Source organism: Streptomyces tirandamycinicus (assembly GCF_003097515.1).
Taxonomy (GTDB): Bacteria; Actinomycetota; Actinomycetes; order Streptomycetales; family Streptomycetaceae; genus Streptomyces; species Streptomyces tirandamycinicus.
Map to the genome: position 1 here is coordinate 3,008,241 of NZ_CP029188.1, position 25,141 is coordinate 3,033,381.

21 protein-coding genes and 1 pseudogene are annotated in these 25,141 nt (G+C 73.8%); 10 read left to right on the forward strand and 12 right to left on the reverse strand.

Annotation, left to right across the window (positions count from 1 at the left end):
* Positions 1-142: 142 nt before the first annotated feature.
* Genes DDW44_RS13255 through DDW44_RS13265 form a run of 3 tightly spaced genes read right to left on the reverse strand, consistent with a single transcriptional unit; the run spans position 143 to position 3,535 of the window.
* Positions 143-1,192 (reverse strand): alcohol dehydrogenase catalytic domain-containing protein, encoded by a 1,050-nt coding sequence (locus DDW44_RS13255; protein WP_108906564.1) that lies wholly within the window; start codon positions 1,190-1,192, stop codon positions 143-145.
* Complete coding sequence (locus DDW44_RS13260) at positions 1,189-2,610, reverse strand: acyl-CoA dehydrogenase family protein (RefSeq protein WP_108906565.1); 1,422 nt, start codon at positions 2,608-2,610, stop codon at positions 1,189-1,191. The genes DDW44_RS13255 and DDW44_RS13260 overlap by 4 nt, the downstream gene beginning before the upstream one ends.
* A 13-nt stretch (positions 2,611-2,623) precedes the next feature.
* On the reverse strand, positions 2,624-3,535 hold the full coding sequence (locus DDW44_RS13265) for an SDR family oxidoreductase (RefSeq protein ID WP_108906566.1): 912 nt from the start codon (positions 3,533-3,535) through the stop codon (positions 2,624-2,626).
* Positions 3,536-3,618: 83 nt separating this feature from the next.
* Between DDW44_RS13265 and DDW44_RS13270 the strand changes: the two genes are divergently transcribed.
* The gene (locus tag DDW44_RS13270; protein WP_108906567.1) at positions 3,619-4,545 is read left to right on the forward strand and encodes a cyclase family protein; all 927 of its coding nucleotides are present in this window, start codon (positions 3,619-3,621) and stop codon (positions 4,543-4,545) included.
* A 193-nt stretch (positions 4,546-4,738) separates the two neighbouring features.
* Here DDW44_RS13270 and DDW44_RS13275 read toward each other — a convergent pair whose 3' ends face one another.
* The 4 genes from DDW44_RS13275 to DDW44_RS13290 all read right to left on the reverse strand — a co-directional run bounded on the left by DDW44_RS13275 (position 4,739) and on the right by DDW44_RS13290 (position 9,031).
* A complete protein-coding gene (locus DDW44_RS13275) occupies positions 4,739-5,233 on the reverse strand; it encodes an ATP-binding protein (protein ID WP_026281634.1) in 495 nt (164 codons plus the stop codon).
* Positions 5,234-5,803: 570 nt separating this feature from the next.
* Positions 5,804-6,661 carry an acyl-CoA dehydrogenase family protein gene (locus tag DDW44_RS13280; protein ID WP_108906568.1) on the reverse strand — a complete coding sequence of 286 codons (858 nt, stop codon included), beginning with the start codon at positions 6,659-6,661 and terminating at the stop codon, positions 5,804-5,806.
* A 40-nt stretch (positions 6,662-6,701) separates the two neighbouring features.
* Positions 6,702-7,835 (reverse strand): acyl-CoA dehydrogenase family protein, encoded by a 1,134-nt coding sequence (locus tag DDW44_RS13285; RefSeq protein WP_018889612.1) that lies wholly within the window; start codon positions 7,833-7,835, stop codon positions 6,702-6,704.
* On the reverse strand, positions 7,835-9,031 hold the full coding sequence (locus DDW44_RS13290) for an amidohydrolase family protein (RefSeq protein ID WP_108906569.1): 1,197 nt from the start codon (positions 9,029-9,031) through the stop codon (positions 7,835-7,837). The genes DDW44_RS13285 and DDW44_RS13290 overlap by 1 nt, the downstream gene beginning before the upstream one ends.
* A gap of 163 nt (positions 9,032-9,194) precedes the next feature.
* On the opposite strand from DDW44_RS13290, the gene DDW44_RS13295 reads away from it, so the two are divergent.
* A complete protein-coding gene (locus tag DDW44_RS13295) occupies positions 9,195-10,706 on the forward strand; it encodes a class I adenylate-forming enzyme family protein (protein WP_108906570.1) in 1,512 nt (503 codons plus the stop codon).
* 174 nt (positions 10,707-10,880) lie between these two features.
* The gene (locus DDW44_RS13300; RefSeq protein WP_108906571.1) at positions 10,881-11,303 is read left to right on the forward strand and encodes a TOBE domain-containing protein; all 423 of its coding nucleotides are present in this window, start codon (positions 10,881-10,883) and stop codon (positions 11,301-11,303) included.
* Between the two features lie 169 nt (positions 11,304-11,472).
* Here DDW44_RS13300 and DDW44_RS13305 read toward each other — a convergent pair whose 3' ends face one another.
* Together DDW44_RS13305 and DDW44_RS13310 are read right to left on the reverse strand one after the other, a co-directional pair.
* Positions 11,473-12,708 (reverse strand): maleylpyruvate isomerase N-terminal domain-containing protein, encoded by a 1,236-nt coding sequence (locus DDW44_RS13305; protein WP_017946109.1) that lies wholly within the window; start codon positions 12,706-12,708, stop codon positions 11,473-11,475.
* A pseudogene (locus tag DDW44_RS13310) lies at positions 12,705-13,285 on the reverse strand (sigma-70 family RNA polymerase sigma factor). The gene DDW44_RS13305 and the pseudogene DDW44_RS13310 overlap by 4 nt, the downstream one beginning before the upstream one ends.
* Before the next feature lie 222 nt (positions 13,286-13,507).
* Between DDW44_RS13310 and DDW44_RS13315 the strand changes: the two are divergent.
* Both DDW44_RS13315 and DDW44_RS13320 read left to right on the forward strand, forming a co-directional pair.
* The gene (locus DDW44_RS13315; protein ID WP_026164996.1) at positions 13,508-13,882 is read left to right on the forward strand and encodes an STAS domain-containing protein; all 375 of its coding nucleotides are present in this window, start codon (positions 13,508-13,510) and stop codon (positions 13,880-13,882) included.
* A gap of 39 nt (positions 13,883-13,921) precedes the next feature.
* A complete protein-coding gene (locus tag DDW44_RS13320) occupies positions 13,922-14,443 on the forward strand; it encodes an EF-hand domain-containing protein (protein WP_108906572.1) in 522 nt (173 codons plus the stop codon).
* Positions 14,444-14,827: 384 nt separating this feature from the next.
* Here DDW44_RS13320 and DDW44_RS13325 read toward each other — a convergent pair whose 3' ends face one another.
* Positions 14,828-16,108, reverse strand: coding sequence for an ABC transporter substrate-binding protein (locus tag DDW44_RS13325; RefSeq protein ID WP_108906573.1), 1,281 nt, complete (start codon positions 16,106-16,108; stop codon positions 14,828-14,830).
* Positions 16,109-16,331: 223 nt separating this feature from the next.
* Between DDW44_RS13325 and DDW44_RS13330 the strand changes: the two genes are divergently transcribed.
* Both DDW44_RS13330 and purU read left to right on the forward strand, forming a co-directional pair.
* Positions 16,332-16,778 (forward strand): SCO4402 family protein, encoded by a 447-nt coding sequence (locus DDW44_RS13330; RefSeq protein WP_026281633.1) that lies wholly within the window; start codon positions 16,332-16,334, stop codon positions 16,776-16,778.
* A gap of 185 nt (positions 16,779-16,963) precedes the next feature.
* On the forward strand, positions 16,964-17,815 hold the full coding sequence (purU, locus tag DDW44_RS13335; RefSeq protein ID WP_018889606.1) for a formyltetrahydrofolate deformylase: 852 nt from the start codon (positions 16,964-16,966) through the stop codon (positions 17,813-17,815).
* A 52-nt stretch (positions 17,816-17,867) separates the two neighbouring features.
* Here the strand turns inward: purU and DDW44_RS13340 are convergent, their stop codons facing one another.
* Together DDW44_RS13340 and DDW44_RS13345 are read right to left on the reverse strand one after the other, a co-directional pair.
* Positions 17,868-19,457 (reverse strand): hypothetical protein, encoded by a 1,590-nt coding sequence (locus DDW44_RS13340; protein WP_240800601.1) that lies wholly within the window; start codon positions 19,455-19,457, stop codon positions 17,868-17,870.
* Between the two features lie 385 nt (positions 19,458-19,842).
* Positions 19,843-21,225 (reverse strand): NsdA family TPR-like regulatory protein, encoded by a 1,383-nt coding sequence (locus DDW44_RS13345; RefSeq protein WP_108906575.1) that lies wholly within the window; start codon positions 21,223-21,225, stop codon positions 19,843-19,845.
* 275 nt (positions 21,226-21,500) lie between these two features.
* On the opposite strand from DDW44_RS13345, the gene DDW44_RS13350 reads away from it, so the two are divergent.
* From DDW44_RS13350 to DDW44_RS13360, 3 genes are read left to right on the forward strand one after another with little or no spacing between them, the layout of a single operon-like run.
* Entirely contained in the window at positions 21,501-22,190 is a 690-nt protein-coding gene (locus DDW44_RS13350; protein WP_108906576.1) for a bifunctional DNA primase/polymerase, read from the forward strand.
* Between the two features lie 41 nt (positions 22,191-22,231).
* Entirely contained in the window at positions 22,232-23,218 is a 987-nt protein-coding gene (locus DDW44_RS13355; RefSeq protein WP_244224024.1) for an ABC transporter ATP-binding protein, read from the forward strand.
* Positions 23,215-24,828: a transporter gene (locus DDW44_RS13360; RefSeq protein WP_108906578.1), complete on the forward strand. Its 1,614-nt coding sequence runs from the start codon at positions 23,215-23,217 to the stop codon at positions 24,826-24,828. Before DDW44_RS13355 ends, DDW44_RS13360 begins: the two co-directional genes overlap by 4 nt.
* Positions 24,829-25,141 lie beyond the last annotated feature (313 nt).

A 25,141-nucleotide genomic window follows, 5' to 3' on the forward strand; every position in this document is an offset into this window, starting at 1 on the left:
GCCGACCGCGCCCGCCGCCCGGGGCACCGGCCCGCTTGCGCCGAACCGCTCGCGCCGACCGGCTCGCGCCGGACCGTTCGCCGGTAGACCGCTCGCGCCGCGCATTCCGGCCCCGCCGGGCCCGGCACCCCGCCTCGTTGCGTCAGAACGTCAGCACCCCCCGCGCCACCCGCCCGTGCTCCGCGTCCTCGGCCGCCTTGGCGAAGTCCTCGACCGGGTACGTCCTGGTGACCAGTTCGTCCAGCAGCAGCCGGCCCTCCTCGTACAGCCGGGCGTACAGCGCGATGTCGTGCTGCGGACGGGAGGAGCCGTAGCGGCAGCCGAGGACGGCCTTGTCCAGGAACATCGACGCGGGCAGGAAGGTGGCCTCCGCGGTCGGGGCCGGCACCCCGAGCAGGACCGCCTGACCGTGGCGGTCCAGCAGGTCGATCGCGCGGCGCACCAGTCCCGGCCGACCGACGCACTCGAAGACGTGCTGCGCCCCGTGCGGCAGCACGTCCCGTACCGCGTCCGCGGAGGCGAGGAAGTGCGTCGCGCCGAAGAGCCGGGCCGTGGTCTCCTTGGCGGGGTTGGTGTCGACCGCGACGATCGCCGCCGCGCCCGCGAGACGGGCCCCCTGGAGCACGTTCAGCCCGACGCCGCCGGCGCCGAGGACCACGACCGTGTCGCCGAGGGCCACCCGGGCGCGGTTGAGCACCGCCCCGACCCCGGTCAGCACCCCGCAGCCGATGAGCGCGGCGGAGGGGAACGGGACCCGGTCGGGGATCCGTACCGCCTGGACGGCCCTGACCAGGGTGCGTTCCGCGAACGCCGAGGTGGCGGCGAACTGGTGCAGCGGCGTCCCGGCGCGGGTGAACGGCCGCCCCGGCCTGCCGATCGACGCCCGGCACATCGTCGGGCGCCCGCGTCCGCACTCCGCGCACGCCCCGCAGCTGGCGAGGGTGGACATCGACACATGGTCGCCGGGCGCGACATGGGCGACGTCCGCGCCGACGGCCTCGACGACGCCCGCGCCCTCGTGCCCGAGGACCACGGGCACGGGGAACGGGATGGTGCCGTCGAGCACCGACAGATCGCTGTGGCACAGTCCGGCGGCCCTGACGCGGACCAGCACCTCGCCCGGGCCGGGTGCGCGTATCCCGAGGTCGTCGACGACCTCGGCCCGTTCGCCGTCGAAGACGACACCTCTCACCGCGGCTCCCTGGGTAGGCCGAGCACCCGCTCGGCGATGATGGTGCGCTGGATCTCGTCCGAGCCGCCGTAGATCGTGTCGGCGCGGCTGAACAGGAACAGCCGCTGCAGCGCGTCCAGTTCGTACGACGGCGACCAGGGACCCGGGCCGGCCGCCGCGGCCGCGCCCCGCACCTGCACGGCCAGTTCGCCGAGCCGCCGGTGCCAGCCGCCCCACAGCAGTTTCGCCACGCTCGGCGCGCCCGGGTCACCGGTGCGGCCCAGGGTGCGCAGGGCGTTCCAGCGCAGGGTGCGCAGTTCGGCCCACTGGCGGATCAGCCGGTCCCGGAGCACGGGGTCGTGGTCGAGGGCGCCGCCGGCGGCCGCGGCGCGGACGACCCGGCCCAGCTCCTCCTCGAAGCCGATCTGCTGGGCGAGCGTGGAGACCCCGCGCTCCAGGGCGAGCAGGCCCATCGCGACCCGCCAGCCGTTCCCCTCGCCGCCGACCGTCCCGGCGGCCTCGGCGCCGTCGAAGAAGACCTCGTTGAACTCACTGGTACCGGACATCTGCCGGATGGGCCGCACGTCGATCCGGCCCGGCTGGTCCATCGGCACGAGCAGGAACGACAGCCCCCGGTGGCGGGTGGAACCGGGCTCGGTGCGGGCCAGCACGAAGCACCAGTGGGCCTCGCGGGCCAGCGACGTCCAGATCTTCTGGCCGGTGACCCGGTAGCGGTGGCCGTCCGCGACGGCCGTGGTGCGTACGGACGCCAGGTCGGAACCGGCGCCGGGTTCGCTGTAGCCCTGGCACCAGAACTCCTCGCCGCGGGCGATGCCCGGCAGATGGCGGGCCTGCTGCTCCTTGTCGCCGTGGGCGATCAGGGTCGGGGCGAGCAGGTGCTCGCCGATGTGGCCGAGCCGGGCCGGGGCGTGGGCGCGGGCGTACTCCTCGGCCCAGACGACCTGCTGGGTGAGGGTGGCGCGGCGGTTGCCGTGGTCGGCGTCCCAGCCGAGGCCGATCCAGCCGGCGGCGCCGAGCTCCCGCTCCCAGGCGAGCCGGACGGGGGTGGCCGGGTGCCCGCCACCGGGCCCGCCACCGTGCTCGCCGCCGTGCCCGACCTGACCACCTTGCCCGCCGCCGCGCCCGACCTGGCCACCTTGCCCGTTCTGCCCGGGCCACCCACTCTGCCCGTCCTGCCCACTCCGCATGCCCTGCCCACTCTGCCCGTCCCGCCCGGCACGCCCGTCCCGCCCGGCGGCCCCCACGGCCCCCGCGGCACCGGATGCCCCGACGGCACCGGATGCCCCGACGGCCCCGACGGCCTCGGTGGCACCGACGGCCTCGGCGGCTCCGGCGAACGCGCCGGTGAGGCGGTCCTCCAGCCAGCCGCGCGCCTCGTACCGGAAAGCGGTGTCCTCGGGGCCGAAGGCGAAGTCCATGGCCGGCCCCCGGTCAGCGGTTGGGGCGGTCGCCCGAGGCGGCCGCCCTCGCCATCGCCTCGACCCGGGCGAGCATCGGCATCGGGTCGGTGCCGACCGTCCCCGGCAGGAAGTCCGCGATCCGCTCCGGGGTCCACGCCCCGTCGGCGTAGGCGGCCCGCAGTTCGCGGGGCTGGGCCCAGACCGCGATCTTGGGACCGGCGACCGTGTAGACCTGTCCGGTGATGCCCTCCGCGCGCGCCCGCTCGGACAGCAGGTAGACGACGAGCGCCGCCACGTCCTCCGGCTCGCCGATCTCCTTGAGCTCCATGGGGACGTCGGCCGACATACGGGTCCTGGCGACGGGTGCGACCGCGTTGGCGGTCACTCCGTACTTGTGCAGTCCGAGCGCCGCGCTGCGGACCAGCGAGATGACGCCGCCTTTGGCCGCCGCGTAGTTGGCCTGGGCGACCGAGCCCTGGTGGTTGCCGCTGGTGAAGCCGATGAGCGTGCCGCCGCCCTGCCTGCGCATGACCGCGGAGGCCGCACGGAACACGGTGAACGTGCCCTTGAGGTGGGTGGCGACGACCGGGTCCCACTCGTCCTCGGTCATGTTGAAGAGCATGCGCTCGCGCAGGATCCCGGCGACGCACACGGCTCCGTCGAGGCGCCCGAACCGGGCCAGCGCGGTGTCGACGACCCGCTGCCCGCCCTCCATGGCGGAGATGTCGTCGGCGACGGCGACCGCCTCCCCGCCCGCGGCCTCGATCTCCTCGGCCACCGTCCGGGCGACCTCCGAGGCCGGTTCCGCCCCGTCGACGGAGACGCCGTGGTCGTTGACGACGACCCTCGCTCCCTCGGCGGCGCACGCGAGGGCCACGGCGCGGCCGATACCGCGTCCGGCGCCGGTCACGGCGACGGCCTTGCCTGCCAGGAAGTTCCCCACGTCCGGCCCCTTCCAGTTTTCTGACGGGTCGTTAGATTCTATGGTCCGTCGGACGCATGAGCACAAGCCCCGGGGAGGCACCGATGCCGCTGCCCGAGCAGTTCCACGAGATGGCCCGGCGGGTGAACAACTGGGGGCGCTGGGGCGCCGGCGACGAGATCGGCACGCTGAACCTGATCACGCGCGAGGTGGTCCGGGAGGCCGCCGCGACGGTGCGCGCGGGCCGGCGCGTGCCGCTCGCCCTGCCGCTGCGGCAGGACGGCGTCCAGACCGGCATGATCCCCGGCAGGGTGAACCCGCTGCACACCATGGTGCAGATCAACCAGGAGCTGTTCGGGCCGGGAACGGTCGCGACCAGCGACGACGCCGTGACGATGGGGCTGCAGGCGGCCACCCACTGGGACGCGCTCACCCATGTCTCGCACTCCGGCCGGATCTGGAACGGCCGCCCCGCCGACAGCATCACCGCCCATGAGGGGGCCCGCTACAGCGGCATAGAGACCGTCCGCTCCCTCGTCTCGCGCGGGGTGCTGCTCGACGTGGCGCGCGCCAAGGGCGTGGACCGGCTGCCCGGCAGCCACGCCGTCACCCCGGAAGACCTCACCGAGGCGGAGGAGTTCGGCCGGGTCCGGGTCCGGCCGGGCGATGTCGTGCTCGTCAGGACCGGTCAGGTCCGGGCGTACCTCGGCGGCGACCGGCACGCCTACGCCCACCCCTCCCCCGGTCTCTCGGTCCGTGCCCCCGAGTGGTTCCACGCCCGCGACACCGCCGCGGTCGCGAACGACACCCTCACCTTCGAGATCTTCCCGCCCGAGATCGAGGGCCTCTGGCTGCCCGTGCACGCACTGGACCTGGTGGAGATGGGCATGCTGCAGGGCCAGAACTGGGACCTGGAGGAGCTCTCCACGGTCTGCGCCGAGGAACGGCGGTACGCCTTCCTGCTGTCGGCCACCCCGGAGCCGTTCGTGGGCGGAACGGGGACACCCGTCGCGCCGGTGGCGGTGCTCTGACGTCGCGCCGGTGGCGGTGCTGTGAACCGGCACCCCACCGGCGGGCTTCCGCCGTCGCGCGGTGTACGCCCGCGCGGTCGGCCGGTGTACGCCCCGGTGTAGGACTCCGGCGTCAGGCGGTGTACGTCCCCGCCGTCGGGCGGTGTACGCCCCGGTGTACGCCCCCGGCGTCAGGCGGTGCACGTCCCCGCCGTCAGGCGGTGTACGCCCCCGGCGTCAGCCCGGAGGGCGCGGGGATGACCGGGGCGACGGAGGCCGCCGGGGACGGCATCGGCGGACGGGGCGCCACACAGCGGTCCACCTCGCACCAGATGCTCTTGCCCGCGCCCTCGCGCTTCCAGCCCCAGCGGTCGGCCAGCCCGTCGACGAGTTCCAGACCGCGGCCGCTGGTGTCGTCACCGACCGCCCGGCGCGGTTGCGGCGGCCTCGCACAGCTGTCCGCCACCTCGACCCGCACCGTGCCCGCCTCCGCGGCGCCGAGACCGAACAGCATCCGCAGCACGGCCGGACAGCCCGTGTGGACCACCGCGTTGGTGACCAGTTCGGAGATCAGCAGCACCAGCGTCTCGGCCAGCGGCTCGTCGTCCCCTATGCCCGACCCGGCGAGCCGGGAACGGGCCCATCTCCTGGCCCGCCCCACCTCCGCGGGATCCGGCCCGACCTCCAACTGAACCTGAAGCACCTGCACCGCTCACACCATCCGAACCGGCGGACACATCGCCTCGCGCCTCACAGTCATCACGGAACGTGATTTCCTTGCGACACAGCATGGTTGACGTACAGTCACCGCAACAAGCGCTTCGGGCATATTCCAGCGCGAAGGAGTACCCGTGGTGCATACTGTGCGGCGCACCTTGCGAACAGTCGAACACCCTGTGCGAGCGGCGCGTTCCTCTCGGCCGGACCTGTCCGATTCCGGCCGGAGCGTCGGGATCACTGCCCCCGGGCAGTACGCGTCTCGCACCCCACGGAGGGTACCCGAGGGTGGGCCCGACTCCGGGCCGTCACGGCCCGCACGAAGGACACAACCCGATATCGACGCAGGGTGACTCCCGCCCGGTTCCCCTTCTGACCCGCCCGATGCCCCGACCGACGGCTCCCGGCCAGCTCCCTCGCCGACCGCTCACCGGGCGACCGCTGGGAGGGCGACCGATCAGAATCCGGCCGATCAGAGCCCGGCCGTTCAGAGCCCGACCGTTCAAAGCCCGACCGTTCAGAGCCCGACCGTTCAGAGCGCGACCGTTCAGAGCGCGACCGTTCAGAGCGCGGCCGCCAGCGCCTCCTCCGCCCGCGCGGCCGGCAGTCCCAGTTCGGCGCGGACCCAGGCCCGTTTGAGGTGCAGATGCACCTCGGCCTCCCAGGTGAAGCCCATGCCGCCGTGCACCTGGAGGCAGTCCCGGGCGCCCTGGACGGCGGCCTCGTCGGCGAGGAGCTTGGCCCCCGCGATCTCCACCGGGTCGGCGGTCACGGCGGCGGCGTACACGGCGGCGCGGGCCAGTTCGGTGCGTACCAGCATCCCCGCGCAGAGGTGCTTGACCGCCTGGAAGGCGCCGATGGGCCGGCCGAACTGCTCGCGCTCCTTCGCGTACCGGACGGCGGTGGCGAGGGTGCGCCCGGCGGAGCCCAGCTGTTCGGCGGCCGTCAGCAGCACGGCCGCCGGCTCGGGCTCGCCCGGGGGCCCGGACGGCACCCGGTGCAGGGGCGTGAGCGGATCGACGGACGTTACGGGCACGGCGCCCGAGGCGTCCCCGAGCACCACGTCGGCCTCCTCCAGCCAGGGCACGAGCCCCCCGTCGGCCCGGGTGACGACCGCGGTCCCGTCCGCGGCGCCCGGGACGGCCCCCGCCGCGAGGTGCGTGGCCACGAGCGGCCCCGGCAGCAGCACCCGCCCGGCCTCCTCGAAGACCAGCGCGGCCTCCGGCAGTCCGAGCCCCGCGCCGCCCTCCGCCTCCGGCAGCCGCAGCGAGAAGAACCCGGCCCGGCCCAGTTCCCGCCACAGCGCCCGGTCGATCCGTGCCCCCCGCGCGCGGAGCACGTCCCGCCCGCAGCGGGCCTCCAGCAGTTCCCGGACCCCCCTGCGCAAGGCCCGCTGGTCCTCGGTCGGTTGGAAGCGCACGGCCCTCACCGCTCCCCGGTCGGTTGGAAACGCACGGCCCTCACCGCTCCTTCGGCAGGCCGAGGATCCGCTCGGCGACGATGTTCCGCTGGATCTGCGAGGTGCCGGCGGCGATGGTGTACGACAGCGACGACAGCCGGTCGCGCGTCCAGGCGCGGGACAGGTCCAGCGCGTCCGGGCCGAGCACCGCGGCGGCCGTGTCGTACAGCTCCTGGCGCGCCTCGGAGTAGCGGAGCTTGAAGACCGAGCCGCCGGTGCCGGGGACGCCGCCGGTCGCCTCGGCCTCGGCGACGTTCCACTGGGTGAGCCGCCACAGCGCGCCGAACTCCGCGTTCAGCCTGCCCAGCCGGCGGCGCAGCGCGGTGTCGTCCCAGCGGCCGTTCTCCCGTGCGGTGCGCGCCAGCTCGGCGAGGGTGCGGCGGCAGGCGACGACCTCGCCGGCGAAGGCGGTACCGCGCTCGAAGGACAGCGTCACCATGGTGACCCGCCAGCCGTCGTTCTCCTCCCCCACCCGGTTCGCCACCGGCACCCGCACCTCGTCGAGGAACACCTCGGCGAACTCCGCGGAGCCCGCGAGGGTGCGCAGCGGCCGGACCGTGACGCCGGGCGCGTCCATCGGCATCGCCAGCCAGGTGATGCCTCGATGGCGGGGCGCCTGCGGGTCGGTGCGCACCAGCAGTTCGCACCAGTCGGCGATCTCGGCGTGCGAGGTCCAGACCTTGGCGCCGGTCACCACGTAGCAGTCGCCGTCGCGGACGGCCCTGGTCCGCAGGGAGGCGAGGTCGGAGCCGGCGTCCGGCTCGCTGAAGCCCTGGCACCAGATCTCGTCGCCGCGCAGGATCGGCGGCAGCCAGCGGGCGCGCTGGCCGGGCGTGCCCTCGGCGGCGATGGTGGGGCCGGCGTGGAGCAGCCCCACGAAGTTGGCGCCCACGTAGGGGGCTCCGGCCCTCTCGGTCTCCTCCAGGAAGATCAGCCGCCGGGTGGGGGACGCGTCCCAGTGGACGTCCGCGTATCCGGCGTCGTACAGCGCCCGCTGCCAGGCGCTGTCGTGGGCGCGCCGCGCCGGCCAGTCCCCGGGCGGGGGCCGGGGCGGGAGTGCGGGCAGGGCGGCCTTCAGCCAGTGGCGCAGCCCGGCCCGGAAGGCCTCCTCCTCCTCGGTGTAGGTGAGGTCCACTACGCGTCCAGGTCCAGACCGAGCATCCGGATCGCGTTGCCGCGCATCAGCTTGTGGACGGTCTCGTCGTCGAGGTCCTTCACATGGTCGAGGGCGACCTCCCGGGTGTGCGGGAAGGTCGAGTCGACGTGCGGGTAGTCCGTCTCGAAGGTGGCGTTGTCGCGTCCCACCACGTCCAGCGAGGCGACGCCGTGCTTGTCGCGGAAGAAGCAGCAGAAGATCTGCCGGTAGTAGTAGGTCGACGGCGGCTCGGGGACCAGGTCGCGCACCCCGCCCCACGCCCGGTGCTCCTGCCACACGTCGTCGGCGCGCTCCAGGGCGTACGGGATCCAGCCCATCTGGCCCTCGCTGTAGGCCAGCTTGAGCGCGGGGAACCTCACCAGCACCCCGCTGAAGAGGAAGTCCGTCATCGACGCCATGGCGTTGTTGAACGACAGCGACGCCTGGACGGCGGGGGGTGCGTCGGGCGAGGCGGCGGGCATCTGCGAGGAGGAGCCGATGTGCATGTTGACGACCGTCCCGGTCTCCTGGCAGACGGCGAAGAACGGGTCCCAGTAGCCGGAGTGGATCGACGGCAGCCCCAGGTGGGTGGGGATCTCCGAGAAGGTCACGGCCCGCACGCCGCGCGCCGCGTTGCGCCGCACCTCGGCCACCGCGAGGCCGATGTCCCACAGGGGGATGAGGCACAGGGGGATGAGGCGGCCGCCGCTGTCGCCGCACCACTCCTCCACCATCCAGTCGTTGTAGGCACGGACGCAGGCGAGCGCGACCTCCTTGTCGTGGGCCTCGGCGAAGGTCTGGCCGCAGAAGCGGGGGAAGGTGGGGAAGCACAGGGACGCCTCGACGTGGTTGAGGTCCATGTCCTCCAGCCGGGCCTTGGGATCCCAGCAGCCGCGCCGCATCTCGGCCCGGGTGATCCCCTCCAGGGTCATCTCGTCGCGGTCGAAGCCGGCGGCGGCGATGTTGCGCTTGTACGGGAACCGCAGGTCCTCGTAGATCCACCAGTCCGCGGGCGGCCCGTCGGGGTCCATGGTGATCCGGTACTTCCCGCCGATGTACGCGAGCTCGCCGATGCCGGCGGTGAGCGGCCGGGGTCCGCGGTCCCGGTACTTCGCCGGGAGCCAGGTCTCGAAGAGGTGCGCGGGCTCGATCACATGGTCGTCGACGCTGATGATCCGAGGCAGGTCCCGTTCCATCGGGCCCCTCCGTTCCCCACTCGTCCGCATCTGACGCTTCGTCAGATAGACAGCAGGCTAGCTCCGCGCCACTGGACCGACAAGGCGGCGACCCCTACGCTTCCGGGCACTGTCTGACGCTTCGTCAGTTCCATGGACGGGGCCCGGCGCGAAGGGGACGGCCGTGACCGACACCGCACACTCCCTGGGCGACTCCCGCACGCTCTGGGAGCTCATCGACCGCCGCGCCCGGCTCACCCCCGGCCGCACCGTCCTGATCCAGGACGAACGCCGCCTCACCTTCGGCGAACTACGCGAAGCGTGCGAACGGGTCGCCGCAGGGCTGTACGCACGCGGTGTGCGGCCCGGCACGGTCGTCGCCTGGCAGCTGCCCACCCGGATCGAGACCGTCCTGCTCACCGGGGCACTGGCCAGGCTGGGCGCCGTGCAGTCCCCGGTGATCCCCTTCTACCGGGACCGGGAGGTCGGCTTCGCCCTCGGCGCCTGCGCGGCCGGGTTCTTCGCGGTGCCGGGCGTCTGGCGCGGCTTCGACCACACGGCGATGGCCGGGCGGATCGGCGCCCGCGGCGTCTTCGACGCGTACCGGGACCTCCCCGACGGCGACCCCTCCACCCTGCCCCCGCCGCCCGCCGACGGCACCGCGGTGCGCTGGATCTACTGGACCTCCGGCACCACCTCCGACCCCAAGGGCGTCCTGCACACCGACCGCTCCCTGATCGCCGGCGGCTCCTGCCTCGCCCACGCGCTGCGGCTGACGCCGGACGACGTCGGCTCCATCGCCTTCCCGTTCGCCCACATCGGCGGCGCGGACTACCTGGTGATGCTGCTGCTGTACGGCTTCCCGGCCGTGCTCTTCGAGACGTTCGCCCTCCCGGAGGCGCTCGGCACCTACCGCAGGCACCAGGTCACCACCGCCGGCGGGTCCACCGCCTTCTACTCGATGCTCCTCGCCGAGCAGCGCCGGCAGCCGGGCGAGCCGGTCGTCCCCACCCTCCGGCTGCTGGCCGGCGGGGGCGCCCCCAAACCCCCCGAGCTCTACCACGCCGTCGTCCGCGAGATGGGCGTGCAGCTCACCCACGGCTACGGCATGACCGAGGCCCCCATGATCACCATGGGTTCGCCGGACGACCGCCCGGAGGACCTGGCGACGACCGAGGGACGACCGCCCGAGGGCATGGAGATACGGATCGTCGACGGCGAGGTGCGCCTGCGCGGCGAGGCGGTCTGCCGCGGCTATCTGGACCCCGGGCAGACCGCCGCCGCCTTCGACGCCGACGGCTTCCTGATCACCGGCGACCTGGGGCATCTCACCGGCTCCGGCCATCTCGTCCTCACCGGACGCCGCAAGGACGTCATCATCCGCAAGGGCGAGAACATCTCCGCCAGGGAGATCGAGGACCTGCTCCACGAACTCCCCGGCGTCGGCGAGGCCGCGGTGATCGGACTGCCGGACGCGGAACGCGGCGAACGGGTCTGCGCCGTGGTCGAACAGCCCGACGGCGCCCGGCCGCTGACCCTGCACGAGGTCGCGGCACACCTGCGGAGCGCGGGCCTCGCCGTACACAAGATCCCCGAACAGCTGGAGGTCGTGGACTCGCTGCCCCGCAACGACACACTGCGCAAGGTGCTGAAGTACAAGCTGCGCGAGCGGTTCACTGGGGCGGACACGGCATAGGGACGTGAACGGCGTCCCCGAGACACAGACGGCACCCCGTATCCCCGAACCCCTCCCGAACCCGCGAACCTCTCCCGAATCCACGAAACCCTTCCGAATCCACGAACCCCTCCCAAATCCGCGAACCCCACGAGTCCCCAGAGTCCCCAGAATCCCCGAGACGAACGGCGCGACATGAGCCTGAGCATCCGCAACCAGCTGCCCGGCACCGTGATGGCGGTCTCCGCGGGCCCCGCCATGGCGGCGGTGAAGATCCGCCTCGACAGCGGCGACGAGATCACCTCGACCGTGACCGCCGATGCCGTCACCGAGCTCGGCATCTTCCCCGGCGGAGCGGTCAGCGCCCTGGTGAAGGCCAGCGAGGTGGCTCTCGCGGCATCGCGCGTGGAGGGCCTGAGCATCCGCAACCAGCTGCCCGGCACGGTCACCTCGGTGACGCCGGGCGCGGCGATGGCCACCGTGCGGCTGAGGCTGGACGGCGGCCAGAACCTGACCGCCGTGATCACGAAGGAGGCGCTGGAGGAGCTCGGGCTCGCTGCGGGCTCTCCGGCGGTCGCCCTGGTCAAGGCGACGGAGATCTCGCTCTCCACCGCCTGAGCAGCGCCGCGGCGATACGCGCCGCGGCGGCGCGGCGCCCGGACCGCAGCCCGGCACCGCAGCCCCCGTTCACAGCCCGGCACCGCAGCCCCGGACCGCAGCCATGCACCTCAGCCATGCACCGCGGCCCCGGGCCGTCACCGCCCTCGGTGCCCGGCCCGCTCCCCCGTCAGAGCCGGGACAGCGAGGCCGCCGCGAACAGGACGTCCCGGACGGCCTCGCGGTCCCCCTCCTGACCGGCCGCGGCGTCCGCCGGTGGCACATGGCCCGCGACCAGCTGGCAGAACTCCACGGCGTCGAGGGCGATCTGGGCCACCGCGTGGTCCGGGTCGCCCACCGCGGCGGGCGAGTCCAGCGAGACATACCAGTGGCCGCCGCCCGCGCCCTCCACCTCCAGATGCAGCGAGCGGCCGGGCGAACCCGCCGCCACCAGACCGCGGGCCGGGGACGCGAGCCCGGCCCGGCGCCGGGTGGCGAGCGCCGCGGGCAGCAGCCGGACCGCCAGATCGATCATGCGGTGCAGATGCGCGCCGGCCGGGGGCTCGTACGGATAGTCCACCGCGGCGGCGATGTCGTCCGCGTGCACCCAGCATTCGAAGGCGCGGTCCAGCATGGCGTCCTGCAGCGGCAGCGCGAAGTCCCCGTACGGCACGCACAGCCGCTCCACCCCGTGCCCGGCGAACGACACCGTCCGCACCAGCGCATGGCTCTGGTCCCGCCACGGCACCCGCACCGAGCGCGTCACCGGGCGCTCGCCCGAGCCCCAGAGCCGCTCGGTGCGCTCGGCCGGGGAGGCGGGCGCGTCGGGACCGGCCGGGTCGCCCAGCCCCAGGGCCGAGGCCACCAGACCGTCCGTGGACATCAGATGGCCGATCACTCCGGCGACCGTCGTCCTGCGGCTGACCTTCTGCTCGCCGTCGAACCACTTCAGCCGCACCGGCGCGTGCCACTCCGCGTCGCCGATGTCCCGCAGCAGCGCGTCGAGACGAGCGGTCTCCGCGTCGTACGCACCGGCCCAGGCCGGCACCGGGATCCGGGCGGGCCGCCGGCCGAGGCAGTTCTCCAGCACCCGGGAGCGCAGCAGCGGATCCAGGTCGAGATCGCGGTCGGTGTGCAGCAGCCCCACGGCGTCCCGCAGCCGGAGCGCCTCGTCGGCGCAGGGCGCGCAGCCGGTGAGGTGCTCCTCCACGGCCGCGGTCTCCTCGGCCGAGCACGCCGCCAGCGCCCACGCGCCGAGCAGCGACTTGAGCACCCCGTGCGGCGGCGGCTCCGGCGGCGGAGCGGGCAGCACGTCCGGCGGCGAGAGGTCGTCCCCCGCCGCACGCGGCCCCGGTATGCGCGGGGCGGCGCCCGGCAGGTCCTCGGGACCGCCGGGGCCGCGGCCGCCGTCCAGTGGGCCGCTCACCGGCGGGGTCCCGGTCCGGGTGGCGACGAACCGTCCGGGGCGCGGGTGCCGGCCGTCGCCAGCAGCTGCAGCCCGAGCCGCAGCCTGCGGCGGGCCTCGTCCTCGGTCACCCCGAGGTCGGCCGCGGTCTGCCGGTAGTCCCTGCGCTGGAAGTACGCCAGCTCCAGTGCGGCCCGCAGCGGGGCCGGCATCGACGTCACGATGTAGTCCGCGCGGGCGGCCACCGTGGCCCGGCGCACCCTCTGCTCCAGGTCCTCGGCGCCGCCTCCGGTCTCGGCGGCGGCCGCGCGCTCCTGCTCCCGCAGCCGGTGGACGGCCTGGCTGTGTGTGTGAGACGCGCCACCCAGGAGCGCATGGAGCCCTGCTTGGGGTCGTACGCGTCCGGGTTCTCCCACACGTATCCGAACACCTCGCGGGTCACCTGGTCGGCTGCGGCGTCGTCGTCGAGCACCCGGTGGGCCTGGCTGTGGACGAGCGAGGCGAACCGGTCGTACAGCTCGCCCAGAGCCGCGGCCTCGCCCCGCGCCAGCCGCTGCTGCATCCTGCGGTCCCAGCGGGGTGGTGCGTCCTTGCCCATCCGGCGGCCCCCAAGCCTCTGTTCGGTCCTCGTCGCCCTCTGCTCGTCCTGTCGTCCACTCGAATGTAATGCGACGCGCCTGAAACGCACGTCCCTTTATGGCAAGTGCGCCCCGGCGAAGACCGCGCGTGGTAAGGGGTTTCGCCGTGGTGCGACAGGGCAGCAGCGCCGGAAGGGAACGACTACTTCCGGATGGGGACCGGTGTGACGAAAGAGACGCGCCTGACACTCGAGGTGGAGCAAACCGAGCAGACCCCATGGACCATACTGCACATTCGGGGCGAACTGGACCTGGTGAGCTCCCCCGAGATCCGGCGGCACGTGCACGACGCGGTGGCCGTCGGACGCCGCGATCTCGTGCTGGACCTCTCCGGAGTGGTCTTCTGCGACTCCAGCGGCGTGGGTGTGCTGATCGCCGCACGCCGCCTGCTGCACTCCTGCCGCGGGCGGCTGAAACTGATCCTGCCCGCCCGCGGAGCGGTCGAGGGCTCGCACGTGAACCGGGTGCTCGCCGCCCTGGGGGTGCGCCGGCTGTTCGAGGTGTACGAGGACGTGGCGACCGCCACCGACGGCGAGACGCGACCGCTGTCCGCGTAACGGGACGCGCGGACCGCTCCGACGACGTACTCTCCCCGCATGGACAGCGCAGAATACGAGCGCAAGATCGCCCACCGGTTCGCCGAGTTCGACCAGGACGGCAACGGCTACATCGATCGCGCGGACTTCAGCAAGGCGGCCGCGGCGCTCCTCGCCGAGTTCGGCACGACCGCACGCTCCGACAAGGGGCAGGCCCTGTACTCGGGCGCGGAGGCGTTCTGGCAGGGCATGGCGGGCATCGCCGACGTAGACGGCGACCAGCGGGTCTCGCGCCAGGAGTTCGTCACGGGCGCGGTGAAGCGCCTGCGTGACAACCCCCGCCGCTTCGCGGAGATCGCCCGGCCCTTCCTGCACGCGGTCGTCGCCATCGCGGACGAGGACGGAGCCGGGGTCACCCGGGCCGGGGCCGAGCGGGTGCTCCGGGTCCTCGGCGTCGAAGCCGACCGCTGCACCGCGGTGGCGGCCGCGCTGGACTCGGACGGGGACGACCGGATCGGCGAGGACCGGATCCTCGAGGCGTTCGCCGCCTACTACGTGACCTCGGAGCCCGACGGCTCCTGATCCCCGGCCGACGGGCGGACAGGCCGACAGGCCGACAAGCGAACAGGCCGTCCGACCGGCAGCCCGACCCGTCCGGCCGGCAGGCCGACCACCCGACAGGCCGCCCGGCCGACGAGCCATCCGGCCACACGGGCCCCGGAGACCGCGGAAGGCGCCCCCCTCGCGCCCGCGGCCCCCGGGGCCCGCTTCGTACGCCGCCCCTCGACGCCCGTCGTCGCCGGGGCGGCCGACCGGACCCGCCGGACCCGCAGGGCCCGTCAGGCCGATCAGTCCGGTCAGGCCGACCAATCCGATCAAGCCGATCCGACCGGTGGCGCCCGTCAGGCAGATCAGGCAGATCAGGCCGATCAGATCCATGAGGCCCGTCAGACGGCATGAGGCCCGTCAGACGATGGGCACCTGCGACATCGTCCGGGCCACGTCGACGAACCCGGGCCGCGCGGCGACCAGGCGGCCGTTCCGGACGACCTGGAAGGTCACATGGGGGTTCACGATCCGGGGGAAGCCCGGGACACCCAGCATGTCCTCGAAGCGCCAGCGCAGTGCGGGCGTCAGACCGCCGGTGTCCACGCTGACGCCGGTGTCCAGGGCGTGGGAGACCGCACCCGGGGTGATGGTGGCGCGGTCGAGCGCCTCGATCACCTTCTTGAGCACCGTGTACGCGATCCAGGTCGTCTGAACCCCGGCGTCCGCGGGGTCGATCCGGTCGTCGCCGAACGCATGGTCCTTGATCACCTGCCGCATCACGCCCCAGCGCGAGTCCCCCGCGTCCGGATACCAGCCGGTCATGTACGCGCCCTCGAAGGGCCCGCCCGCGCCGCCCGTGCGGTCGATCAGCGGCTGGCCGACGGAACTGAGGACGGAGGAGATGCGGACGCCCTCGCCGTCCTCCTCCGGAAGCCTGCGGAAGGAGTCGAAGAAGTTCGCTGTGCGCTCGCCCAGCACGGCCGTCACGCAGCCCTTCTCGTCGCCGGCCTCGTCCCGGGCCCGCGCGGCCTCCTCGAGGTACTCGGTGGCGTCCTCCGCCGCCTTGACGTCGGTGGAGGGCCGCCCGTCCCCTTGCGACAGCCCGGTGTTCAGCAGCACCGGCAGGTTGTCGCCGGCGATCGTGTCGGGCCGCACCAGCGACACCCTCCGGCAGCTGTCCGCCAGCTGCCGGCCGTTCCCGGCGAGGAGCGCCGCCTGGCCTCCGTTGACGGGGTAGGAGAGATAGCTCGTGAACTCCTCCTCGGACACCCCGTAACCGCCGATGTACGGAATGCCCGCACCCTCCAGGGGCGCCATGAAGGCCCGGCCGTTCTGGCTGTAGGAGCCGACGACCGCGACGGCGCCCTCGGCGACCGCGCGCCGCGCGCATGCCGCCGCGCCCGACGTCGTGTTGTGCTCGTTGCAGGTCAGCACGCGCAGCTCGTGGCCGTCGACACCGCCCTTCGCGTTGACGTACTTGGCGTATGCCTGGGCCATGGCGGGCATTCCGGGCATGTTCGTGGCCCGGGTCCCCTCGGGGGCGAAGGTCATCACGGTCACCGGCTCCCTGACCCCCGTGGAGCCGCCGGGGAGCACCCCGCACCCGGCGAGTGACGCGCCGGCGACCGCGGTGCACAGGGCGAGGGCGGTCGCGGTCCTGAAGGGGCGGGGGAAGGAGAAGCGTCGCCTACCGGTCATGTCCCTGCACAATTCCGCCCCATGGGTAACGCCGGAGTGGTGGAGGTTCAACACAGGGTGACGTCAAGGTGAATTGCGGGGGGCCGGGATCGGCGGATTGCGGAGAACGTACGATCGGGACCGCGCGAGCTTCGAAACCGACCGTGTCGCGAGCTCGCCGGGAACCGAGCTCAGGAGGTGAACGTCGATGGACTCTTCCCGCCGCGGCCGTCGCTCCACCACCATGGGCGACATGCCGCTCAACGACATGCCCTGGTGGCGCTGGCGTGCCCATGTGCGCTCGGCGCTGCACATGTTCTCCGACCCCGTCTTCCACCAGGAGACCTGGCTGGCCGGCCGCGAGGGGTACGGCGACGTCACCGACGCCGTGTACCGCCTCGTCGAGGACACCTGGCTGGACAACTGGTCCGCCGAGAAGTACGTGGGGACGATCTTCCGGGACTCCGCAGAGGCCGCGCTGGTCGACGTGGCCGTGCTGCGGGTGCTGCGGATCATGCACCAGGTCGGCGCGGACGCTCCGGTCTCGGCGTACCTGGAGCACCACGGCTGGCCGGAGGCCGTACGGGCCGCCCGGGACGCCCACGTACGGCTGGCGACGAACGACGGGGAGGACCCCGACGCCCCGCCGCGCACCCTGGAAGTGCTGCGGATCATGACCCGTGCGGCCTGACGGACGCGGTCACCGCCCGTCCCTCCCGCGCCCACCACACCCCGCCCGCCGGACGGCGCGGGCACGGCGGTCCGCCCGACGTGCGCGGATCGCCGCCGGCTCCCCGGCGGAGCCCGGCGGAGCCCGGCGGTCCGCCTGACGGACGCGTCTCCGCCGCCCGCCCCGGGGTGTGGCACCCTACGAGGATGACCGACCAGTACGTCCTCACGCTCTCCTGCCCGGACAAGCAGGGCATCGTGCACGCCGTGTCCAGCTACCTCTTCATCACCGGCTGCAACATCGAGGACAGCCAGCAGTTCGGGGACCGGGACACCGGCCTGTTCTTCATGCGGGTGCACTTCTCCGCCGAGGAGCCGGTGACCGTGGACAAGCTGCGGGCCAGCTTCACCGCGGTCGGCGACTCGTTCTCCATGGACTGGCAGATCCACCGCGCCGACGAGCGCATGCGCATCGTGCTGATGGTCAGCAAGTTCGGCCACTGCCTGAACGACCTGCTGTTCCGGTCGCGGATCGGGGCCCTGCCGGTCGACATCGCGGCCGTGGTCTCCAACCACACCGACTTCGCGGAACTCGTCGCCTCCTACGACATCCCGTTCCGGCACATCCCCGTCACCAAGGACAACAAGGCGGAGGCGGAGGCGGAACTGCTGGAGCTGGTGCGCGAGGAGAACGTCGAACTCGTCGTACTGGCCCGCTACATGCAGGTCCTCTCCGACGACCTCTGCAAGCGGCTGAGCGGCCGGATCATCAACATCCACCACTCCTTCCTGCCGAGCTTCAAGGGCGCGAAGCCGTACCACCAGGCGCACGCGCGCGGGGTGAAACTGATCGGCGCCACGGCGCACTACGTGACGGCGGAACTGGACGAGGGCCCGATCATCGAACAGGAAGTGGAGCGCGTCGGCCACGAGGTGACGCCGGAGCAGCTGGTCGCGGTCGGCCGCGACGTGGAGTGCCAGGCGCTGGCCCGCGCCGTGAAGTGGCACGCGGAGCACCGGATCCTCCTCAACGGCCACCGCACCGTGGTGTTCGCCTAGCCCCTCCGGCCACCGGGACCTCCATGCGGTGCGCCCCGGGACGGAGAACGGCTCAGAGCTGCTCCGCGCTGCGCTCCGTCAGGCCGTGCTTCGCCGCGATCCGGTTCCAGATCGTCGCCGCCTCGCGCTTCGCCTTCGTCGCCACGCCGCTCTGGGCGTTGCCCTGGGCAGTCTGACCCGTGCTGCGCGCCTTGCCGCCCTTGCAGCCCTTCTTCTCCCCGACCTGGCCCGCCCAGGCCGCGTAGTGGTCGTCCGCCGAGGCCGACGCCTCCCACGCCTTCCGCAGGGACGCGGTGAGCGCCTGGTTGTCGGGGAGTTCGTCGACGGATAGGCCCTGCAGACGGGTCACGAGCCCGCGGCGCTGCTCGGCCGCGCCACGCAGGTCGGCCGCCGCCTGGTCCAGGTTCTGGCAGGTCTTGATCGACTCGACGGAGCGGATCACCGCGGCACGGCTGTCGTTGCTGTCCGCGAGCAGCTTGTCGAGCTCCACCGCCTGCGCCCGCACCGGGTCCTCCGCGGCTTCCCCGGGGGCCCCGGTCGCGGGGGAAGTGGCCGCTGCGACACCGGTGTTGGCGCTCTGCGGATCGTCGTCGCCGCCGCCGAACATCAGCGCGCTCGCACCGAGCCCGAGCACGGCGCAGCCGACCACGACCGCGGCGATCAGCGGCAGCCGTGCGGAGTTCCGCGAGGAGTTCCGTGCGGAGTCCCGCGAGGAGTTCCGCGGGCTGGGGCGGGACTCGGCGGAGCGGCGGGCCGCCCGGCGGCCCTGGGAGGCGTGGGACGCGTGGGACGCGTGGGGTGACTGGGCCCCGTACCCCGGCTCCCGCACGGGCGGCAGGTGCTGCGTCGCCTCCGCGCCGCCGCCCGCGCCCGCGTCGCTGCGGAAGAGGTTGTCGAACTCCGCCGGAGGCTGCCGGTCTCCCGGCGCTCCGGGCCGGATGCCGTACGGGGCACCGGGCGGCGGCGCCGGGGTCTGCTGCCGCGACGCGTTCGGGTCCGCCACGGGAGGCAGGTACTGCGTCGCCTCCCCGTCCGCCGCCGGAACGCCCGGAACGGCGCCCGCCGGTCCGGCCCCGGGAAACGGCGCCGCCCCTGCCGGACTCTCCGGCGGCAGCGCCCCCGGACCCGGCCGGGCGGGTGCGATGTACTGCGTCGCGTCACCGGACCCGGGCGGGACCGGCGCGATGAACTGCGTCGCGTCGGCGTCGGGTCCCGCCGGGCCCGCCGCACCTCCATGGCCGAGACGGGGCGGTGCGTTGTACTGCGTCGCGTCACCGGACCCCGGCGGGACCGGCGCGATGAACTGCGTGGCGTCGGCGTCGGGCCCGGGGGCCTGCGCGGCCGTCTGCCCGTACCCGTACGGCGTTTGGGCGTGCTGCGGCACCTGCGGGGGCAGCGTCCGGGCGGACACGGGCTGCGCGTACGGGGCACCCGCTCCCGGCGGCTCCTCCTGCGGCAGCGGCTGTGCTTCCTGACCGGGGCCCCAGGGCGCACCCCAGGGGGTGCCGCCGGCCGGGGCGACCCGCTGTGCGCTGACTCCGGGTATGAAGGGCTCGCTGCCGTCCGCGGGCAGCACGACGCCTTCGTGCGCGGGTCGCGAGGCCGGAGGCCGCGACTCGTCACCCTGTCCGCTGTGCGTCACCGGGGCTCCTACGTGTAAACCTACGGAATCGTCGGTTCACGCTACCGGGTGACTCAGGGCGTCCGCACACGCCTGTGGCAGCCGTAACAAGAACGCTTGTGGAGACGCTGTTATCGCCCTGAGAGCCCTCCGCGGAAGCCGATCGGCCCGCGCGGCGCCGTTTCCGGGACGCCGGGGCGGGTCGCGGATCCCGGAGCGGGCCGGCGCGGGGACTCCGGGGCGCGGACTCCGGGCCGGCGCAGGAACTCCGGCGTGTGGACTCCGGGTTGGGGCAGGAGCCTCCGGGTGTGCCCCGGTGCCCGGCGGTTCGCGCGACCCGGGGGGCGGTCCGGGCGGGACCGCCCGGACGGTCTCGGATCACGGGACCGCCCGGACGGCCCCGGGCTCACGCCGCCTGCAGCTGGAGCCTCGCCCCGAACTCGCGTACCGACGGCTCCGCCGCGAACGGCTCCAGCCGCTGGTTCAGGTCCTCCAGGTACTCCGTGCCCCGGCTCGAACGCAGGGTGCCGAGGAGTTCGATGGCCCGCGTGCCCGTACGGCAGGCCTCCTCGACCTCACGCTGCTGGAGCCGGGCCGTGGCCAGCAGGACGAGGCCGATGCCGCGGCGCCGCGCGCGCGACTCGGGATGGCCGTCCAGGGACTCGGACGCCCGGCGGGCCGCCTGGTCGGCCTGGCCGAGGTCGCGGTGGCAGTGGGCCAGTTCGTCGGCGAGGTACGCCTGGTCGAAGTGGGCGATCCAGTCCGGGTCGTCCCCCGAGTCCGGGTTCGCCCGGTCCAGGGCGGCGACGGCCCGGCCGGCCGACTCCTGGCAGGTGCGGACGTCCCCGAGCAGCGCGTGCCCCCGGGCCTCCGCCGCGTGGAACATCGCCTCCGCACGGGGGGTGACCTGGCCCCGGGCGCCTTCCTGCGCGGCCCGCGCGAGCTGTGCGATCTCCCTCGGGTTCCCGAGCTCCGCGGCGAGATGGCTCATCGACGCGGCCAGCACATAGCCCCCGTACGCCCGGTCGCCCGCGGCCTGGGCCAGCCGCAGGGCCTGGATGTAGTAGCGCTGGGCGAGGCCCGGCTGGCCCGTGTCGACGGCCATGTACCCGGCCAGTTCGGTGAGCCGCGCCACCGCGGCGAAGAGCTGCCGCCCCACCGGCTCCCGGTAGGAGCCGGAGAGCAGCCCGGACACCACGCTGTTGAGGTAGTGGACGACGACCGGCCGTACGTGCCCGGCACCGAAGCGGTGGTCGAGGCCGGTGAGCGCCTTCGTCATCGCCCGCACCGCCTCGACGTCCGGCAGCCCCACCCGGGCCCCGGCCTGGCGGGCCACCTGGGCGTCCGCTCCGGTGATCAGCCAGTCCCTGCTGGGCTCGACGAGCGCCGAGGCGGCCACGGTCGAACCGGTCAGGAAGTCGCGGCGGCCGACGTCGCTCCGCCACAGCTCGCAGACCTGCTCGATCGCCCCGAGCACGGTGGGGGCGAACTGCAGCCCCACCCCGGACGCCAGGTTCTTGCCGTTGGCCATCCCGATCTCGTCGATGGTGACCGTGCGGCCGAGCTTGCGGCCCAGCGCCTCGGCGATGATGCCGGGCGCCCGGCCGCGCGGCTGCTGCCCGCGCAGCCAGCGCGCCACCGACGTCTTGTCGTAGCGCAGATCGAGGCCGCGTTCCGCCCCGACCATGTTGACCCTGCGGGCCAGACCGGCATTGGAGCATCCGGCTTCCTGGATCAGCGCCTGCAGCCGTTCGTTCGGCTGGCGGGCGACGAGTGGCCTCGCTGCCATCACTAACCCCCTGTGCCGGACCGCGCCGGTCGTGATCCACGGTGATCTGCCACCGATCACTTCCCGGCGTCATCCGGAGAATGCCGATGAGCCCGGATGAGCTCGGACGATTACGGGTGAATGCCGCTCACCCGCAACTGGCTACCCGCCCGCCGGGCCCGGCCCGCACGCGCGCCCCCGCCCGTGCACCCGTGCGCCCCACGTGCGGGTTCGATGCTCCGCCGCCCGGTGCCGCGCGCCCGTAACCCGTCCTGGTGGGGGGAGTTGTGTTTATCGTGGAAGACACCATCGAAGGGTCGATCGGCCTCACCGAAGCGGCGCAGATCCCCGCACAGCGCGGCACACAACTGCTGGACAGCGCGGTCCGGTACGTGGAGGAGCGCCACTGGGAGGTGTTCCCCGGCACCTGGCTGGAGCCTGTCGCGGGCGGCGAGCGGTGCTCCTGCGCCGCACCCGTGTGCGATGCGCCGGGGGCGCACGCCGTCCGGCCGGACTGGTCGAGCCTGGCGACCGGCAGCTCCGCCGCCGCACGCCGGCTGTGGGGCAAGGAGCCGAAGGCCTCGATCCTGCTGCCCACCGGGCGGACCTTCGACGCCCTCGAGGTCCCGGAGTCCGCCGGCTTCCTCGCACTGGCCCGGATGGAGCGGATGCACACGGCCCTCGGGCCCGTGATGTGCACCCCGGACCGGCGCATGCTCTTCCTCGTCCTGCCGGGCGCGGCCGGGAAACTGCCGGACCTGGTACGCAGGCTCGGCTGGATGCCCGGCTCGCTCGACCTGGCGGCGCGAGGGGACGGGCAGTACGTCGCGGCGCCGCCCACCCGTGTGGGCGGCCGGGGGGCCGTGCAGTGGGTGCGCAAGCCGACGCTCACGAACCGCTGGCTGCCGGACGCCGAGGAACTGCTCAGCGCGCTGGCCTACGCATGCGGACGGGAAGCCGCGGACGGGCGGGGCCGCCGATCGTAGGGTTGTTCCCGTACCACGGGGACAACGGAAGGCGGCACGACATGCCGGACCAGGCATCGGGCCAGGCATCGGACCGGACGGTCGACGGGGTTGCGGACCGTACCGCGGACGGGGCTGCGGACCCGACGGTCGACGGGGCTACGGACCGTACGGCGGGCGGGGTTTCGGAGCAGACGGTCGACGGGGCTACGGACCGTACGGCGGGCGGGGTTTCGGAGCAGACCGCGGACGGGGTGGACGGCGGGCCGGAGGCGGGACCGCCCCCCGCCGTGCGTGTCGAGGGGCTCTGGAAGCGCTTCGGCGAACAGGTCGCGGTCGCCGGGGTCGATCTCACCCTGCCCACGGGCAGGTTCATCGGCCTGGTCGGGCCCAACGGCGCCGGCAAGACCACGACGCTGTCGATGATCACCGGGCTGCTCCGCCCCGACCAGGGCCGCATCGAGGTCGCCGGCCACGACGTGTGGAAGGACCCGGTGGAGGTGAAGGCCAGGATCGGCGTCCTGCCCGAGGGCCTGCGGCTCTTCGAGCGGCTGTCCGGCGGCGAACTCCTCGCCTACACCGGCCGGTTGCGCGGCCTTCCGGGCCAGGAGGTCGACAAGCGGGCCGCCCAGCTGCTGGACGTGCTCGATCTCGCCGGAGCCCGGCACAAACTGGTCGTCGACTACTCCACCGGCATGCGCAAGAAGATCGGCCTGGCGGCCGCACTGCTGCACAATCCGCAGGTGCTCTTCCTGGACGAGCCGTTCGAGGGCGTCGACCCGGTGTCCGCACAGACCATCCGCGGGGTCCTGGAGCGGTACACCGCGTCCGGGGCGACCGTCGTGTTCTCCAGCCATGTGATGGAGCTGGTGGAGTCGCTGTGCGACTGGGTCGCCGTGATGGCCGCGGGCCGGATCAGGGCACACGGCCCGCTCTCCGAGGTCCGCGGCGCGGCGGGATCACTGCAGGACGCCTTCCTGGAACTCGTCGGCGCGCACGGACGCGACACCGGCGACGCGCTGGACTGGCTCGGCGGCGGTGCGCGGTGACGGCTGCGGCGCCCGGGCCGGGCCCCTCGCTCACGTCCGTCTTCGTACGCCTCAAGCTGTCACTGCTGGCCAACGGGCTGCGCCAGTCCTCGGGCCGCACGGCCGCGTTCGTCACCTCGGCCGTCCTGGCGCTGCTGGTCGCCGCCGGCCAGCTCGTCGGCTTCGTCCTGCTGCGCGGCACGGCCCACGCCGCCTCCCTGGCGGTGCTGCTGGTCGCGGTGCTGGCGCTGGGCTGGGTGTTCCTCCCGCTGTTCTTCCCGAGCGGTGACGAGACGCTGGACCCGACCCGGCTGGTGATGCTGCCGCTGCGGCCGGGCCCGATGGTGTCGGCGCTGCTGGTGGCGTCGCTGCTGGGCATCGGCCCGCTGTTCACGCTCTGCCTGGTGGCCGGTGCCGCGCTGGCCCTGGCGCAGGGGGCCGGCGGAGTGGCGGCAGCGGTGGTGGCGGTGCCGCTGGCGCTGCTGGTGTGCGTGGCGCTGGCGCGGGCCGTCGCCGCCGCCAACATCCGGTTGCTGACCAGCCGCAAGGGCCGTGATCTGGCCGTGCTGAGCGGTCTGGTGATCGCGGTCGGGATGCAGTTCGTGGCCTTCGGGGTGCAGCGCCTCGGTCAGGCGGGCGGTCTGACGGCGCTGGACCCGGCCGCGGCCGTGGTGCGCTGGATCCCGCCGGCGTCGGCACTCGGCGCCGTCGACTCGGCGAGCACCGGGGCGTACGGGACGGCCGCCGCCCAACTCGCGCTGTCCGCGGCCGCCCTGGCCGGACTGCTGTACGGATGGCAGCGCAGCCTGACCCGGCTGATGACCGCCCCGGACGGCTCGACACTCGCGGCGGCCTCGGAGCCGACCCGCCGCGACCGGTCCGCGGGCCTGCACCGGCTGCTGCCGGGCGGCCGCACCGGCACGGTCATGCAGCGCAGCCTCCGCTACGTCTGGCGTGATCCGAAGACCAAGACGGCGTGGGTGTCGGCGCTCGTGGTCGGGCTGATCGTGCCGCTGTTCAACGCCCTGCAGGGCACCGGCTCGATCTACCTCGCCTGCTTCGCGTCGGGGATGCTCGGCATCCAGATGTACAACCAGTTCGGCCAGGACACGTCCGCGTTCTGGATGGTCGCGCAGACGATCGCGTCGCCCCGCGACGCGTACGCCGAGCTGCGGGCCCGCGCGCTGGCGCTGCTGCTGATCACCCTGCCGTACACGGTGCTGGTGACGGTCGCCACGGCCGCCGTGCTGGGCGACTGGCGGGCGCTGCCGGAGGCGCTGGGGATCGCGCTCGGGCTGCTCGGCGCGATGATGGCGACCGGCGCGGTGGCGTCGGCCCGCTTCCCGTACTCGATACCGCAGGACAGCGCGTACAAGAACGTGGCTCCGGGCCAGGGCGGCCTCGCATGGATCTCGATCTTCGGCGGGATGATCGCCTCGGCACTGCTGTGCTCCCCGCTGATCGCGCTGACGATCTGGCTGAACGCCGCGAGCGCCGAATCCGCGATATGGGTCCTGCTGCCGCTGGGTGCCGGGTACGGCGCCCTGCTGGTCTGGGGCGGGCTGCGGCTGGCGGCCCCGCAGACGGCCGCGCGGCTGCCGGAGATCCTGGCGGCCGTCAGCAAGGGCTGACCATGGCCTGATCCGTACGGCAGGCGAGGCGCCGCAACGCCCGGCCCACCTGCCGTACAGACCACGTCCCGTGCGGACACCCGAGGGCTCCGTCGCCGAGATGCCCGCCGAGGCCGCGGCGGGGGTCCGTGGTGCGGCACCGCGGCGCGGGGGCCTGTCTTGCGGGGTCCGCGGTGCGACATCGCGGCGCCGGGGGTCCGCGGTCCGGAACAGCGAGTCGCCGGATCTCCGTGGGCGGCGACCGGCCCGCCGAAGGTGCGCGGGGAGGCCGGGCAGCCCGGCGGCCCGGGCTCCGCTTGTGGAGGTCCCGTGC